The sequence below is a fragment of the Delftia sp. UME58 genome (genome assembly GCF_014170385.1).
Classification (GTDB): Bacteria; Pseudomonadota; Gammaproteobacteria; order Burkholderiales; family Burkholderiaceae_C; genus Comamonas; species Comamonas acidovorans.
This window is the reverse complement of record NZ_LZZV01000054.1, coordinates 1-18,002: the sequence shown is the minus strand read 5'-3', so window position 1 is coordinate 18,002 and position 18,002 is coordinate 1. Positions and strand designations below refer to the sequence as shown.

2 protein-coding genes are annotated in these 18,002 nt (G+C 66.5%); both read right to left on the bottom strand.

Features of this window, described 5'->3' with window-relative positions; all coding sequences use genetic code 11:
* Positions 1-103: 103 nt before the first annotated feature.
* Positions 104-11,221 (bottom strand): non-ribosomal peptide synthetase, encoded by an 11,118-nt coding sequence (locus A9976_RS15110; protein ID WP_183019711.1) that lies wholly within the window; start codon positions 11,219-11,221, stop codon positions 104-106.
* The coding region (locus A9976_RS15105; RefSeq protein WP_183019710.1) for a non-ribosomal peptide synthetase at positions 11,222-18,002 on the bottom strand (6,781 nt) is incomplete at its 5' end.

Genomic DNA, 18,002 nt, shown 5'->3' with positions numbered 1-18,002 from the left:
TCTCCTCCAGCAAAAAAGAGCGCCGTGGCGCTCTTTTTCATTGGAATGCGGCCTTCGCCAGTCGGTTGAGGCGGTGCAAGCCTATCCAGCACCGCTGCAGCCGTCACGCGCTGCCGGCTTCGACCACAAGGCACTCCTTCGCCTCTGTCGCGGCTTGCGACAGCAGTGCCACCAACTCCGCGTGGTAAGCGCGCACAAGCTGTTCCATGGTGCTTCTCTCGAACATGGCAGCGCTGTAGTTCCACCCCATGGACAGTCTTGAGCCATAGGTGCGACCAATGATCTCCAGCCAGTTCGCAAGCGGCGCCTCGGGATGGCGTTCGGCCCCGGGAGATTCGCTGGCGGGCACGAAACTGGCCTCGCCATCGAAGGTCTGGTCGAACTGGCCCAGGTAGTTGAAGGTGATCCGTGGCTGCACGGAGGCAAGCGCGCCGCGCACCTTTTCATCAGGGTGCAGATAGCGCAAGGCCCCAAAGCCTATGCCCTTGCCCGGTACTGCCTGCAGGCGGGCCCTGACCTGCCGCAAGGTCTGCCGCGCTGCCAGCAGCCCTCCGCTCAGGCGCACAGGATAGGCGCTGGTGAACCAGCCCACAGTACGGCTCAGGTCAATTCCCGCATCGTCGGCCTCGCGGCCGTGGCCTTCAAGGGTGAGCAGCAAAGCATCCTGCCCCGTCCATTGGGCAGTGGCGCGCACCAGGGCAGCCAGCAGCAGGTCCTCTGTGGAAACGCCCAGTGCCGCAGGCGCCTCGCGCAGCAGCGCATGGGTCTGCACCTCGTCCAGCTGCAGGGATGCGACGGCCCTGTCCTTGACAACGGCCCTGGCCTGGACATTGTCACGCGGCAGGTCACGGGCACCTTCGAGCTGGTCCAGCCAGAAGGGAAGTTCGGACATGCGCTGCCGCATCGTGGCGGGATCGTGCAGGTGCTGCGTCCAGGCCTGGTAGGGCGCGGACCCAGCAACTTCCTGCAGCACCGCACCATCACAGAGTTGCTGGTACAGACCTTGCAGGTCCTCCAGGAGCACGCGCCATGAAACGCCGTCCACGATGAGGTGGTGGACCACGATCAGCAATCTCTCGCTGCCATCGGCAATGCGCAGGTGCGCCACGCGCCACAAGGGCCCGTTCTCCAGGTCCAGGCTGCCCTGCACGGATTCGCAGGCGCGGGAGATATCGTCAACCGCCACTTTCTCCAGCGTGCGAAATGCGGCGGCGCCGTTCGCCGGCGCATAGGCTTGCGACCAGACCCCGGCCTCGTCCCGGTGGAAGCGGATACGGAAAGCCTCATGCCGGGCCTGCAGCAGGCGGACGGCTTCATCCAGGTGGCGGCCATGCAGCGGCCGTGTCGCACGCAGCAGTACCGACTGGTTGAAATGGTGGCGCGACGGGATGTCTTCACAGAAGAACCACTGCTGTATGGGCCCCAGCGGAACTGCACCCTGTGCCGCCGCCTCGACCTGCACTGGCTGCGCAGCGCCGGGTTGCTCCGCACAGGCGGTGACCAGCGCCTCGACGGTCTGGTGGCGCATCAGGTCCCGCAGGCGGAGGGTGAATCCAAGCCTGGCGTTCTTCACGCGCGAGATCACCTGCAGGCTCATGATGGAATCACCGCCCAGCTCGAAGAAGTTGTCGTGGATGCCCACCTGCTCCACGCCAAGCACCTGCTGCCAGATCCTGGCCATTTCGGCCTGTGCATGGCTGACGGGTGCCTTGAATGTGCTTTGCGCCTCGGCAACGGGAGCCGGCAGCGCGGCACGATCCAGTTTGCCGCTGATAAGCCGAGGCAAGGAAGCCAGGCCCAGGACACGCGAGGGCAGCATGTACTCCGGCAAGCGCTGTGGCAGTTGCTGCTGTATGCGAGCCACCAGGACCTCGGCGGACAGCCCTTCCCGCGGAACGGCATAGGCGATCAGTTGCATGCCCGTGGCGCCCTGGTGGGCGACCACGGCAGCGTCGGCCACCCCCTCGACTTCACGCACGCGGGCCTCGACCTCGCCCAGCTCAATACGAAATCCGCGAACCTTGACCTGGTGGTCGGCGCGCCCGATGTACTCGATATTGCCGTCCTCCATCCAGCGCACCAGGTCGCCGGTGCGATACAGGCGTCCACCGTCCATGTCAAAGGGGCTGGCAACGAAGCGTTCAGCCGTCAACGCACTGCGCCCCAGGTAACCGCGCGCCAGACCGTAGCCGCCGATATACAGTTCCCCCACCATGCCCCGTGGTACCAGCTGCAGTCCGGCATCCAGCACATAGGCGCTGCGCTCGCCCACGGGTCGGCCAATGGGTGCATAGGCGCAATCGAAGCTGCGGTCGGCCGTGGTCTTCCAGATCAGCGGCGTCACCACGGTCTCCGTAGGACCGTAGCCGTTGATGAGCAAGCGCGGCCGCAGGCTGTTTCTGACCTTTTCATAGGCCATCTTGGGCATTGCCTCGCCACCGAAGACATACAGCTCCACAGGCGGGACATCCTCGCGCTGATGCGCCCAATCGGCGATCTGTCCCAGGTAGGCCGGGGGGAAGGCGGCATTCGTCACGCCATAGCGGCGCAGGGCCTCGTAGGCCTGCTCTGCCGTCCAAAGCTCCTCTTCGCGCAAGGCCAACCCGGCTCCCACGCACAGGGGTGCAAGCCAGCGCTCATGCGCTCCATCGAACGAGAAAGACATGAAGTGCAGCTCACGTGACTGAGGTCCGATGCCATAGATTTCTGCTGTCGCAAGACAATGCATGGCCAGGGGACCATGGGCCACAGTGACGCCTTTGGGCCGCCCGGTCGATCCCGATGTGTAGATGACGTAGGCCAGATGGTCGGCCTGCAGCGCCACCTGCAGGTTGCATGCGCTCTCCTGGTCACCGGGCAGATCGATCGCCTCCAGTTCCAGCACCTCGACCCCTTCACAGTCCGGCAGCCGGGCCGCCACAGTTCGGTGGGCCAGCAGCAAGGCAATGCCGCTGTCCTCGATCATGTATTTCAGGCGCTCGGCCGGATAGCCGGAGTCGATGGGCAGATAGGCACCGCCGGCCTTGAGCACGGCCAGCAGGCTGATGATGCTGTCCAGCGAACGCTGCAGCGCCACCCCCACCAGCACGTCAGGCCCCACGCCCCGGTCGCGCAGGCAATGCGCCAGCCGGTTGGCCCTGGCATTGAGCTGGGCGTAGCTCAGTTCTTCGTCGCCCATCAGCAAGGCGATGGCATCGCCGCGCTGGGCAGCCTGCCGTTCAATGAGATGGTGTACGGCGCCATGGCCGGCGCGCGCAGGCGCGCCATTGCGCCCCAGGGCCACCAGGTCGGCACGCGCACAATCGTCGAGCCACCCCAGCTCACCCACCGCACAGCCCGCATCGCAGGCCATGCGCCGCATCACATGCTCCATCTGCGAGCGCAGCGCGGCGACCTGGTCTTCGTCGAATTCGCGACGGTCGTAGCAGTATTCGATTTCCAGGCAGTCGCCCACGACAACCTGCAGGTCCATGGCATACCCGGTCAGGCCACCGCCCTGCATGGGTCCGAACTGCAGGCCGAAGCGCTCGAGGCTGCGCAACGTCTCGTCCATGGGAAGATTCTCGAAAACGATGATGCTGTCGAACAGCGGCCGCCCGGCCGACCCGCTCCAGCGCTGGATATCGGCGAGCGCCACATGCTCGTATTCGCGCACTCGCATATTGGTCTGCTGCACCTCACGCAGATAGTCGCCCACGCTTTGCCCGCCCGGGGCAGCGACGGGAACCGGGATGGTATTGATGAACAAACCCATCATCTCCTCCACACCCGGAATCTGTGCGGGACGGCCGGCCACCGTGGAGCCGAACAGCACGCGCGCCTTGCCCGTGTGCTGCTGCAGCAGCAAAGCCCAGGCGGCCTGCACCAGGGTGTTGAGCGTGACATGCTCGCGCTGTGCGAATGCCTGGAGCAGGCCTGTCTCGTGGCGGTCCAGCTTCGTATACAGCTTGCCGAAACCCTGGCCGTGATGGCGGTTTGCCGTGGCTTGCGCCAGCAGGCAGGGGCCATCGCAGCCGGCCAGTTCGCCACGCCAAAATTGCTCGGCCTGCGGCACGTCCTGGCGTTGCAGCCAATCGATGTAGTCACCATAGGGCTCTGGCCTTGCCGGCAAAGGCTCGTCGGCATAGGCGCGCAGCCATTCGCCCATGAGGCGCGAATCGGACCATCCATCCGAAAGCACGTGGTGATGCGTCCAGATCAGACGGTGCCTGTAGCGCGGATGGTCGGCTCCAAGATCGATCACGGTGACCTGTGACAGCGGCGGCTTCAACCAGTCGATGTCTCGAACGAGCAGTTGCTGCGCCAGCAAGGACGCGCGGCGCTCGGCCTCCTCGGCCTCCACGCCGGACCAGTCAAGCAGCGACACCTGCGCCTGCACCCTGCGAAGCACGACCTGCAGCGGGCGCACCATGGCGCCATGCCAGAGGAATCCGGTACGCAGCATCTCGTGGCGCTCGACCATGATCTGCCAGGCCCGTGCCAGCCGAGCCGCATCCAGATTGCCGACCTCCAGATTCAGCTGGTTGACGTACAAGCCCGAGCCCGGAGCCTCGATGGCATGCAACAGCATGCCAGCCTGCGTGGGGGCAAGGGGATAGATGTCTTCGATGTTGTCCACGTCCAGCATCGGGAACCACGCAGGGTCTGCCTCCGGGTAGTCGCTCAGGCCCGACCGGCGTCGTGGCGCGCGGTCCTGCGATGCCCCTGCGTCGGCCTCCTCGGCCACAGCGCCCAGCGCGGCAATGGTCTGGCATTCGAACATCTGCCGGGGCGTGATGTGCCAGCCGCGCTGCTGCAGCCGCGTGACTATCTGAAGGCTGAGGATGGAATCACCACCCAGCGCGAAGAAGTTGTCATGCCGGCCCAAGGACGGCACCTTCAGCACCTGCGACCAGACCGCCGCCAGCAGCGTCTCCACGCCCGGCAGCGGCGCCTCGCATGCGCTGGCGGCAGGCGCCTGCACCTCAGGCAACGCCTTTCTGTCCACCTTGCCATTGGTATTCAAAGGCAGGGAGTCCAGCACCATGACGGCACTGGGCACCATGTAGTCGGGCAGGACCCGGCCCAACTGGGCCCGCAGCACATCGGTGTCGATGGCGGCCTGCGACCCTGCCGACGCGGGCGTCACATAGGCCACCAGGCGGGTGCCCCCTGCCCCCTGCCGCGCCATGACAACGGCTTCGCGCACCTGCGGTTGCAAAAGCAATTGCGCTTCCACCTCGCCCAGTTCGATGCGCAGGCCACGGATCTTGACCTGGTGGTCGATGCGGCCCAGGTACTCCAACTGCCCGTCGGCACACCAACGCACCAGATCACCCGTGCGGTAAAGCCTGCCACCGGCATCGTCAAGCGGGTCCGCGACAAATCGGTCCGCGCTCAGCCCCGCGCGTCGCTGGTAGCCGCGGGCCAGGCCCGGCCCCCCCAGATACAGCTCGCCCGGCACGCCCGGCACCGTCAGATTCAGCCGGGCGTCCAGCACATACGTGCGCAGGCCACTGATGGGACGGCCAATCGGCACACTGGCCCGCCCATCGTCGCGGCAGGTCCAGTGCGTCACGTCGATGGCCGCCTCCGTGGGGCCATACAGGTTATGGAGCACGGCGCCCGGCAGCCGCCGGCGGACCTGGGCCTGCGCATCGGCATGCAGCGCTTCGCCGCTGCATACGATGCGCACCAGGCTGGTGCAGGCCTCGATACCCTCGTAACCGAGAAAGGCCTGGAGCATCGAAGGTACAAAGTGGAGGGTGGTGATGCCATGCTGCCGGATCAGCGATACCAGCCGGGCCGGATCGCGGTGGTCGCCGGGGCCTGCCACCACCAGCCTGGCTCCTGTCATCAGCGGCCAGAAGAACTCCCATACCGACACGTCGAAGCTGAAAGGAGTCTTCTGCAGCACCGCGTCCGTCGCCGTCAGCGCATAGGCCTGCTGCATCCAGGCCAGTCGGTTGTGCAGCGCACCGTGGCGGTTGGCGGCACCCTTGGGCCTCCCGGTCGAGCCCGAGGTGAAGATGACATAGGCCAGGTTCTCGCCATGCAGCTCGACTTCCGGGTCGTGGGCCGGTTCGCTGTCCACGTCCCGCAGATCGAGATCCACCACCGGCAGGCCCTGCAGATCGGGCAGGCCCATGCGCAGCGCGTCCTGCACCAGCACCAAGCCAAGGCCGCTGTCTTCAACCATGTGCGCCAGCCGATCCGCCGGATAGTCCGGATCCAGCGGCACATAGGCGCCACCGGCCTTGAGAATGGCCAGCAGGCCGACCACCATCTCCAGCGAGCGCTGCGCTGCAATGCCCACGCGCGTCTCGGGGCGCACGCCCAGGGCGATCAGGCGATGGGCCAGGCGGTTGGCAAGGACATTGAGTTCCCCATAGCTCAGCGTCCGCTGCCCGAACGACAGGGCAGGCGCCTCGGGGCGTTCGTGTACTCGTTGCTCGAACAGGCGGTGCACGGGAACCTGCCACGGGTGGGCATGCTCATCCACGCTCCACTCCAGCAAACGCGCACGCTCTTGCCCCTGCAGCACACCGATCTCCGACAGCCGCCCGGGCGAGGGCGCCCCCAGAGCCTGGGCCAAGCCTTCTACGGCCTCGATCACATAGCCACCGACGGTAGACGCATCAATGCCCTGCGCCACCTGGACCACCAGCGAAAAATCGCTACCCATGTCATTCACGAACAGGCCGAAGGGATAGTTGGTGCGCTCTACCCCACCCACCATTTCAACCCCCTCCCACTGCAGCGCTTCGGTTTGAACATCTTCGGACTGCCCGGCACCGTGCCGGTAGTTGAGCAGGGCCGTGAACAGCGGCACCCCCGCCTCCAGCCCGCTGCAACGCTGGGCCAGCGACAGACTGGCATGCTCGTGCTCCAGCAACTGCGTCAGCGCCGCATGCGCCTGCCTCAAGGCCTGCACCACCCCCTGCACACCCAGCCGGATGCGGATCGGCAAGGTGTTGATGAACATCCCCAGCGCCCGACCCGCATCCCGCTGCCCCTGCATGCGCCCGAACAGCACCGTGCCGAACACCACATCCTCCCGCCCCGTGGTCCTGCCCACCACCAGCGCCCAGGCCAGATGGAACAGCGCCGCCGCGCTCACCCCATGGCTGCGCGCCTGCTCCCGGATGCGCCGCGCAAGCCCCGCATCCAGCTCCAACCGCGCCTCCTGCACTTCGGAGCCATCCCCGCGCACATCCAGCAACCCGTACGGCGCCGTCGGCTCCTGCACATCTGCCAGCATCTGCCTGAAGAACGCCTCGTGCCCGGCCCTGCTGCCTCCCAGCCGCGCCTGCGCCACAAAGCGCCTGAACGCCACCGGCTCGGGCAGCTGGGCCTGCAGGCCCTGCTGCACCAGCCCTATCTCCCTGACAGCCAGCTTCAGCGTGGTGTTGTCGTCCACCATGTGGTGGGTGTACAGGCGCAGCCGCCAGCGCTGCCCGTCGGGTGCAGCAAAGCCGTCGATCATGGGCGCCTGGCGCACATCGATGCGATGCGCCTGGGGCAGCGCATGCACGCCCTCCAGCCACCGCAGCTGCAGCACCGCTTGCCGCCATACCACCTGCACCGGCTCGCGCAACCCCTCCCACAGCACCGCCGTGCGCAGAATGTCGTGCCGCGCAATCACGGTATTGAAGCTGGCCGCAAAGTGCTCCAGCCGCTCGCGGCTGTCGAACAGCAGCTCGTGCGAGGTCACGTAGGCATCGTGCTGCGTGTCCAGCATGTGGTGGAACAGCATGCCCTCCTGCAGCGGTGCCAGCGGGTAGATGTCCTGGATGTTGGCTGCACCGCCGGGCACCCCGGCCGTGATGCGCGCAATCTCCCGGGCATCCAGCTCCACCAGGGTCAGCATCTGCGGTGTGATCTCCGCGCAGCCTTCGGGGATCAGGTTGGGCGGCACGTCGATCTCGCCATTGGTCTGGCCCTGACCCTGCTCCACCGCCTGCGCAAACTCCGCCAGCCTCGGATGCTGGAACAGCGTGCGCACCTGCACGCACAGGCCCTGGGCGCGCACGCGCTCCAGCAGGCCCAGGGCCAGCAGCGAATGCCCGCCCAGCTCGAAGAAGCCGTCCTGCCGGCCCACGCGCTCCACGCCCAGCACCTCGGCCCAGATCTTCGCCAGCGTCTCCTCCAGCTCGCCTTGCGGCGCCTCGTATTCCTGCGCACTCGCCATCTCCGGCTCGGGCAGCGCCCTGCGGTCCACCTTGCCGTTGGCCGTCAAAGGCAGGGCATCGAGCACGACGATGACCGAGGGCACCATGTACTCGGGCAGCACCTGGCCCAGGCGCTGCCTGAGCACGCTGTCTTCGACAGCGCTATGCAGCGACACATAGGCCACCAGCCTTGACCCGCCCGGACCTTGCCTGGCCAGCACCACCGCCTCGCGCACCTCGGGCTGGGCCAACAGCTGCGACTGCACCTCGCCCAGCTCGATGCGAAAGCCCCGGATCTTGACCTGCTGGTCCGCCCGGCCCAGGTATTCGAGTTCGCCCTGGGCGCTCCAGCGCACCAGGTCGCCTGTGCGGTACAGGCGCTCGCCCGCTTCGCTGAACGGATTGGCAATGAAGCGCTCGGCACTGAGTCCTGCACGGTTGAGATAGCCACGTGCCAGCCCCTCGCCTGCCACGAACAGCTCCCCGGCCACGCCCTGCGGCAGCAGGTTCAGGCTGCCATCGAGCACGTACAGGCCCAGGTCCGGAATCGCCACGCCCACCGGGCTGCGGCCACCGTCCAAATCCGCCTTGGTGATCTGCCGGTACGTCACATGCACCGTGGTCTCGGTGATGCCGTACATGTTGATGAGCCTGGGGCCCTGGTCGCCAAAGCGGTCGAACCACGGCCTCAGGCTCTCGGGCTCCAGCGCCTCGCCGCCGAAGACCACCTGGCGCAGCGACAGGCCGGAACCACCCTCCTCGTCCTGCTCCACCGCATGCACCAGTTGCCCGAAGGCCGAAGGTGTCTGATTGAGAACCGTTACGCGCTCGGCACGCAGCAAGGCCAGGAAGTCCTGGGGCGAGCGGCTGACCCAGTACGGCACCACCACCAGCCGCCCGCCCGTGCACAGCGCGCCAAAGATCTCCCAGACCGAGAAGTCGAAGGCGTAGGAGTGGAACAGCGTCCAGGTATCGCCAGGGCCGAAGCCGAACCAGGCATCGGTGGCATCGAGCAGACGCGCCACGTTGCGGTGGCTCAGCTGCGCGCCCTTGGGGCGGCCCGTGGAGCCCGAGGTGTAGATCACATAGGCCAGGCTGTCCGGGCTCACCTCGACCTGCGGGTCGGTGTCCGGCTCGCCCGACAGGTCCAGCGTGTCGATCTCCAGCACCTGCAGCGCAGCAGCACCGGGAATACGCTCACGCACTGCCGCCTGCGTTAGCACCAAGCCGATCCCGCTGTCAGCGACCATGTGCGCCAGGCGATCGGCAGGGTAGTCCGGGTCCAGCGGCACATAGGCGCCGCCGGCCTTGAGGATGGCCAGCAGGCCCACCACCATCTCCACCGAACGCTGCATGGCAATGCCCACACGCGTCTCCGGGCGCACGCCCAGGGCGATCAGGCGGTGGGCCAGGCGGTTGGCCCGGGCGTCGAGTTCGGCATAGGTCAGGGATTGCTGCCCGAATGCCAGCGCCGGGGCATCAGGGCAGCGCCGGGCCCAATGCTGCATCCGCTGGTGCAGGGGCTGGAGCTCATCTGCAGACACCTGTGCAAGACCTCTTGCCAGCAAGACATGCCGCTCGGGGGAGTCCGGAAACTCCAGTTCGCACATGCGCAGTTCCGGATGGTCAGCCAAAGCGCCCAGAAGTGACAGATAGTGCTCTGCCATTGCCTCGATGGTGTGCGCATCGAAAAGCCCGCCCGCGTACTGCAGGCTCGCGCTGATCTGCCCGGCGGCATCTTCGCTGGTGCTGAGCATCAGTTCGTATTTCGCCTCCATGTCGCCCAGTGCATAGGGCTGCACGTGCAGTCCCGGCAGTTGCAGCCCGGTGGCCCGCACACCGGACTGGAGGTGGTTGTACATGACCTGAAACAGCGGGCTTGCGCCGAGGCTCCTGTCGGGCTTCAGGGCCTCGACCAGTTGCTCGAAGGGAAGATCCTGGTGATCCTGGGCCTCCAGCGCACGGCTTCTCACCTGGGCCAGCAGCACGGCCAAGCTTTGCCGTTCGTCGATCTGGCTGCGCAGCACCTGGGTATTGACGAAGAAACCGACCACGCCCTGGGTCTCCAGCCTGCGCCGGTTGGCCATGGGCACGCCCACCCGGATATCCTGCTGTCCGGTGTACCGGCTGAGCAACAGTTGGAATGCCGCCAGCAGGACCATGAACAGCGTGGCGTCCTGGGCCCGTGCGCTCTTGCGCAGCCGCGTTGCCAGATCGGCCGGCAATTGCACCGTATGGGTGAACGCCTGGTAGCGGCCATCAGCACGGCGCGCATGGTCTGTCGGCAACTGCAGCACCGGCTGTTCTCCGCCCAGCTGCCGCGTCCAGTAGTCGAGCTGGCGTTCCCTCTCGCCGCAGTTGAGCCAGTCCTTTTGCCATGCGGCGTAGTCGGCGTACTGGATGGGCAAGGGATCCAGGCTGGCCGGCTGGCCGCTCTGCATCAAGGCCATATAGTGCTGGCCGAACTCCTGCAGGATGATGTCCATCGACCAGGCATCGGAGGCAATGTGGTGCATGGCGAGCACGAAAACATGCTCTTCGCCCTGGCCCTGCTCCTGGCTCTGCAGCCTGATGACGCCCGCCCGCAGCAGCGGTCCCTGCGAGAGGTCGAAAGCAGCTTCACTGAGCTTCAGTGTTTCGCTCCTGAGCGCCGATTCCTGCGCCGCTGGCGCCAGTGCCGAAAGATCGAACAGCGGCACCTGCAAGGCCATGGGCTCCTGAATCCTTTGCCCGACCTGTCCTCGTGCATCGATGCTGAAGACGGCCCGCAGCGACTCATGCCGCGCGACCAGGCAGTCCAGGCTGAGACGCAGCGCATCAAGGTCCAGCCGGCCCCGTATCCGCAGGGCTCCCGGCACGTGGTAGGCCGTGCTGGCGCGGTCGAACTCCCACAGGAACCACTGCCGGGTCTGTGCAAACGATGGCGGCGTCCCCCGGCGCGGGTCTCTGGGAACGATGTCCAGCATGGAAAAGTCGATGCCCTGCTCCTGGAGCATCCTGAGTACCTGGCTCTTCTTGTCTTCGGCAAGCAGCGCAAAGCGCTCCGCGTAACTGCGATAGGTGTTCTTCATTTATCCCTCTACCTTGTCCAGAATGGAGCCGATCAGGTCGAGATCGGCGGCCTTGCCGGCTTGCGACCCACGGATGTAGTCATCGATGTGCGCCGCCAGGTGGCCGAGCACGGGCTTTTCGAAATAGGTCCTCAGGCCGACGCTGGCACCACAGGCCTGGTGCACGCGCAGTTGCAGCCGGATCACGGCCATGGAGTTGCCGCCCAGCTCGAAGAAGTGGTCGTTGCGGCCCACGCGCGGCACCCCCAGCAGCTCGGACCAGAGGCTGGCCAGCAAGGCCTCGGTCTCTCCCTGGGGTGGCTCGTAGCCGGCTGCAGACGCTGGGACGAAGGCCGGCAATGCCTTTCTGTCCACCTTGCCATTGGCATTCAGCGGCAGGGCTTCCAGCACGACGATGCCGGTGGGCACCATGTAGTCGGGCAGATCCCGCGCCAGGCGCTGCCGCAGATCGACGGGCTCCACGGCCTTCCGCATCGCAACGTAGCCGGCCAGCAACGGGCCGTTGGGTCCTTCGCAGGCCACCACCACCGCCTCACGAACCTCGGGCTGCGCCAACAGCCGTGCCTCGATCTCCCCCAGCTCGATACGCAGGCCCCGGATCTTGACCTGATGGTCAATGCGGCCCAGGTACTCGATCTGTGCCTCTGGATTCCATCGGACCAGATCGCCGGTGCGGTAGAGCAGCGTCCCACCTCCATCCACGGGGTTGGCGACAAACCGTTCCGATGTCAGGCCTGCACGGTTGACATAGCCTCGACCCAGTCCGCCCCCTCCCAGGTACAGCTCACCGGCGACACCCGGCGCTACAAGGTTCAGGTCGGCATCCAGCACATAGGTCCGGACCCCGTCGATGGGCCGGCCGATGGGAACATTGGGAACGATGGCATCGCCCTCATCTCGGCAGGTCCAGCGCGTGACGTGGATGGTGGTCTCCGTGGGACCGTAGAGGTTCTGCAGACTTACGCCCGGCAGCCTCCTCAGGGCCTCGCGCTGCGTATCCGCAGGCATGGCTTCGCCGCCGCAGATGACATGGCGCAGGCGTGCCCGCTCATCGATCCCCTCATGGGCCAGGAAGGCCTGCAGCATCGATGGAACGAAGTTCAGCGTGGTGATCCCGTGCTGAAGAATCAGCGCGATGATTCTCTCGGGATCGCGGTGATCGCCAGGCCGGGAGACCACCAGGCGTGAGCCCGCCGTCAGCGGCCAGAAAATCTCCCACACCGATACGTCGAAACCGAAAGGTGCCTTGTGGAGCACGGCATCGGCGCCGCTGATGACATAGGTGCGCTGCATCCAGCGCATGCAACTGGCCAGAGAGGAATGCCGGTTGGCCGCGCCCTTGGGCCGCCCGGTGGAGCCTGACGTATAGATCACATAGGCCAGGTTCTCGCCATGCACCGGTACAGCCGGGTCCTGGTCCGGTCCGCTGTCCAAGTCCAAGAGGTCAAGCTCCAGTCGATGCAGCCGCTCCGTGCCGGGAATGCATTTGCCAAGATTGCCTTGCGTGAGCAGCAGTTGCATGCGGCTGTCCTCGGCAATCCAGGCCAGGCGGTCGTCGGGATACTCGGGATCCAGCGGCACATAGGCGCCGCCGGCCTTCAGCACCGCCAGCAGTGCAACCACCATTTCCACCGATCGGTGCGCGGCGACGCCCACGCGCGCCTCTGGCCCCACGCCCAGGGCAATGAGGCGGTGTGCCAGGCGATTCGCCCGCGCATTGAGTTCGGCATAGCTCAGTGCCTGCTTCTCGAAAACCAGGGCAGTCGCCCCGGGGTTCTCACGCACTCTTTGCTCGAAAATGCGGTGCACCGGCTCCGCATACGGTGCCCCCTGATCGTTGACGCCCCATTCGTGCAGAGACGTGCGCTCGGTGGCATCCACCAGCTCCAGGCCCCTGACGGCCTGCTGCGGCCTCTGTGCCATGGCTTGCAGGATGACCAGATAGTGCCCTGCCATGCGCTTGATCGTCTGTGCGTCGAACAGCTCCCCGGCATAGGCCCAGTTCACCAGGATGCGGCCATCGGCGCATTCCGTGGTGTTGAGCGTCAGTTCGAGCTGGGCCGTTCTGCCGCCAATGCGCATCTCCTGCAGGCTGAGACCCGGCAACTGTTCCAGCGGGCGAGTGTCCACGCGCTGGTGGTTGTGCATGACCTGGAACAGGGGGTTGATACCCATGTTTCTCTCGGGTTGCAGCGCCTCCACCAGTTGGTCGAAGGGCAGGTCCTGGTGGGACTGCGCCTCCAGCACCGCCTGCCGGACCTGGGCGATGATCTGCTCCAGACTCGCATGTCCGTCGATGTGCGAGCGCAGCACCTGCGTGTTGACGAACATGCCTACCGTGCTGCCCGTCCCACGCCGGTGCCGGTTGGCGATGGGCACTCCCACACGTATATCGGACTGCCCTCCATAGCGGCTCAGTTGTACCTGCAGGCCTGCAAGCAGCAGCATGAACAGTGTGGCGCCCCGCTGGTGCGCGACGGTCTTCAGTCGCTGTGCCAGAGCCGGCTCCAGTTCGAGCCCATGGTTTTCCAGGCGGTACTGCGCGCCGACCTGCCGCGCATGGTCCAGCGGCAATTCGAGGATGGGGTGCTCGTCGCCCAGTTGCTGCGTCCAGTAGGCGAGTTGCCGCACCTTCTCTGCGGAGTTCATCCATGACCGTTGCCAGGCTGCGTAGTCGGCATATCGAACCGGCAGTTCGGGCAAGCTGCAAGGCAGCCCCAGCACGTGGGCACGGTACAGCGCAACAAACTCACGGATGATCACGTCCAGCGACCAGCCATCGGACACGATGTGGTGCATGGCGACGACAAGCACATGCTCCGCCTCGGCCAGCCGCAGCACGGCCACGCGCAGCAACGGCCCCTGGGCCAGATCGAAAGGCGTGGCGCTGACATGTCGGATGGTTTCATCAAGCCGGGCCTGTGCATTCGGCCCCTGCAAGTCCTGCAAAGCAATATCAAGTGCCATGTGCTCTAGAACCACCTGCTGCGGCTGCCCGCTGCTCGACAGAGGGAACACCGTTCGCAATGCCTCATGGCGCTGCAGCAACTGCGTGAAGCATGTGCACACCGCATCCATCTCCAGTGCGCCGAACAGGCGCAATGCTCCTGCAATGTGGTAAGCCGAGCTGGTGGGATCCAGTTGCCATAGAAACCATTGGCGCAGTTGGGCGTACGAAGGCTGCAGCGGTTGTGCATGCAGTGCGGGGGCCAGCCTGGGAATGGCCGGCACGCCATCGCCCCCCTCGCAGGCAGGCTGCGCGACCCGGGCCATGGCAGCCAGCGACTGTTGCTCGAAGACCTGCCTGGGCAGTAGACGCAGCGCCGCCTTGCGGGCCCGCTCCACCAGCTTCAGCGCGAGGATGGAATCTCCGCCCAGCTCGAAGAAGCCGTCCTGCCGGCCCACGCGCTCCACGCCCAGCACCTCGGCCCAGATCTTCGCCAGCGTCTCCTCCAGCTCGCCTTGCGGCGCCTCGTATTCCTGCGCACTCGCCATCTCCGGCTCGGGCAGCGCCCTGCGGTCCACCTTGCCGTTGGCCGTCAAAGGCAGGGCATCGAGCACGACGATGACCGAGGGCACCATGTACTCGGGCAGCACCTGGCCCAGGCGCTGCCTGAGCACGCTGTCTTCGACAGCGCTATGCAGCGACACATAGGCCACCAGCCTTGACCCGCCCGGACCTTGCCTGGCCAGCACTGCCGCCTCGCGCACCTCGGGCTGGGCCAGCAGCTGCGACTGCACCTCGCCCAGCTCGATGCGAAAGCCCCGGATCTTGACCTGCTGGTCCGCCCGGCCCAGGTATTCAAGCTCGCCCTGGGCGCTCCAGCGCACCAGGTCGCCTGTGCGGTACAGGCGCTCGCCTGCTTCGCTGAACGGATTGGCGATGAAGCGCTCGGCACTGAGTCCTGCACGGTTGAGATAGCCACGTGCCAGCCCCTCGCCCGCCACGAACAGCTCCCCGGCCACGCCCTGCGGCAGCAGGTTCAGGCTGCCATCGAGCACGTACAGGCCCAGGTCCGGAATCGCCACGCCCACCGGGCTGCGGCCACCGTCCAAATCCGCCTTGGTGATCTGCCGGTACGTCACATGCACCGTGGTCTCGGTGATGCCGTACATGTTGATGAGCCTGGGGCCCTGGTCGCCAAAGCGGTCGAACCACGGCCTCAGGCTCTCGGGCTCCAGCGCCTCGCCGCCGAAGACCACCTGGCGCAGCGACAGGCCGGAACCACCCTCCTCGTCCTGCTCCACCGCATGCACCAGTTGCCCGAAGGCCGAAGGTGTCTGATTGAGAACCGTTACGCGCTCGGCACGCAGCAAGGCCAGGAAGTCCTGGGGCGAGCGGCTGACCCAGTACGGCACCACCACCAGCCGCCCGCCCGTGCACAGCGCGCCAAAGATCTCCCAGACCGAGAAGTCGAAGGCGTAGGAGTGGAACAGCGTCCAGGTATCGCCAGGGCCGAAGCCGAACCAGGCATCGGTGGCATCGAGCAGACGCGCCACGTTGCGGTGGCTCAGCTGCGCGCCCTTGGGGCGGCCCGTGGAGCCCGAGGTGTAGATCACATAGGCCAGGCTGTCCGGGCTCACCTCGACCTGCGGGTCGGTGCCCGGCTCGCCCGACAGGTCCAGCGTGTCGATCTCCAGCACCTGCAGCGCAGCAGCACCGGGAATGCGCTCACGCACTGCCGCCTGCGTTAGCACCAAGCCGATCCCGCTGTCAGCGACCATGTGCGCCAGGCGATCGGCAGGGTAGTCCGGGTCCAGCGGCACATAGGCGCCGCCGGCCTTGAGAATGGCCAGCAGGCCCACCACCATCTCCAGCGAACGCTGCATGGCAATGCCCACGCGCGTCTCCGGGCGCACGCCCAGGGCGATCAGGCGGTGGGCCAGGCGGTTGGCCCGGGCGTCGAGTTCGGCATAGGTCAGCGTATGCGCCCCGCAGCGCAAGGCAATGGCACCAGGATGGCTGCCGGCCTGCTGCGCCACAAGGCGATGGAGCGGCTGCGCATGCTGCCCCGCCTTGAGAAAGGTGCCCCTTTGCCGCAAGGACGCTAGCTCCCGGCCATCCAACACCGCCATGTCCACGGCGGCCATCGATGGCCTTGCGGCCAGCGCCTGGACCAGGCTTTCTAGGGTCTGCCTCACGGCATCCGCTACGCGCTGCGCTCCTACCTGCTGCGCAATATGTGCCACCAGCTCGAAGCCACCGTCCCTGTCATTCACATAGAGACCGAACGGATAGTTGGTACGCTCCCGCGTGCCCAGAATTTCCATGCCTTCCCAGGACTTGGCCGTGTCATCGGATGCAGAGGCACCATGCCTGTAGTTGAGCAGGGCCGTGAACAGCGGCACCCCCGCCTCCAGCCCGCTGCAGCGCTGGGCCAGCGACAGGCTGGCATGCTCGTGCTCCAGCAACTGCGTCAGCGCCGCATGCGCCTGCCTCAAGGCCTGCACCACCCCCTGCACACCCAGCCGGATGCGGATCGGCAAGGTGTTGATGAACATCCCCAGCGCCCGGCCCGCATCCCGCTGCCCCTGCATGCGCCCGAACAGCACCGTGCCGAACACCACATCCTCCCGCCCCGTGGTCCTGCCCACCACCAGCGCCCAGGCCAGATGGAACAGCGCCGCCGCGCTCACCCCATGGCTGCGCGCCTGCTCCCGGATGCGCCGCGCAAGCCCCGCATCCAGCTCCAACCGCGCCTCCTGCACTTCGGAGCCATCCCCGCGCACATCCAGCAACCCGTACGGCGCCGTCGGCTCCTGCACATCTGCCAGCATCTGCCTGAAGAACGCCTCGTGCCCGGCCCTGCTGCCTCCCAGCCGCGCCTGCGCCACAAAGCGCCTGAACGCCACCGGCTCGGGCAGCTGGGCCTGCAGGCCCTGCTGCACCAGCCCTATCTCCCTGACAGCCAGCTTCAGCGTGGTGTTGTCGTCCACCATGTGGTGGGTGTACAGGCGCAGCCGCCAGCGCTGCCCGTCGGGTGCAGCAAAGCCGTCGATCATGGGCGCCTGGCGCACATCGATGCGATGCGCCTGGGGCAGCGCATGCACGCCCTCCAGCCACCGCAGCTGCAGCACCGCTTGCCGCCATACCACCTGCACCGGCTCGCGCAACCCCTCCCACAGCACCGCCGTGCGCAGAATGTCGTGCCGCGCAATCACGGTATTGAAGCTGGCCGCAAAGTGCTCCAGCCGCTCGCGGCTGTCGAACAGCAGCTCGTGCGAGGTCACGTAGGCATCGTGCTGCGTGTCCAGCATGTGGTGGAACAGCATGCCCTCCTGCAGCGGTGCCAGCGGGTAGATGTCCTGGATGTTGGCTGCACCGCCGGGCACCCCGGCCGTGATGCGCGCAATCTCCCGGGCATCCAGCTCCACCAGGGTCAGCATCTGCGGTGTGATCTCCGCGCAGCCTTCGGGGATCAGGTTGGGCGGCACGTCGATCTCGCCATTGGTCTGGCCCTGACCCTGCTCCACCGCCTGCGCAAACTCCGCCAGCCTCGGATGCTGGAACAGCGTGCGCACCTGCACGCACAGGCCCTGGGCGCGCACGCGCTCCAGCAGGCCCAGGGCCAGCAGCGAATGCCCGCCCAGCTCGAAGAAGCCGTCCTGCCGGCCCACGCGCTCCACGCCCAGCACCTCGGCCCAGATCTTCGCCAGCGTCTCCTCCAGCTCGCCTTGCGGCGCCTCGTATTCCTGCGCACTCGCCATCTCCGGCTCGGGCAGCGCCCTGCGGTCCACCTTGCCGTTGGCCGTCAAAGGCAGGGCATCGAGCACGACGATG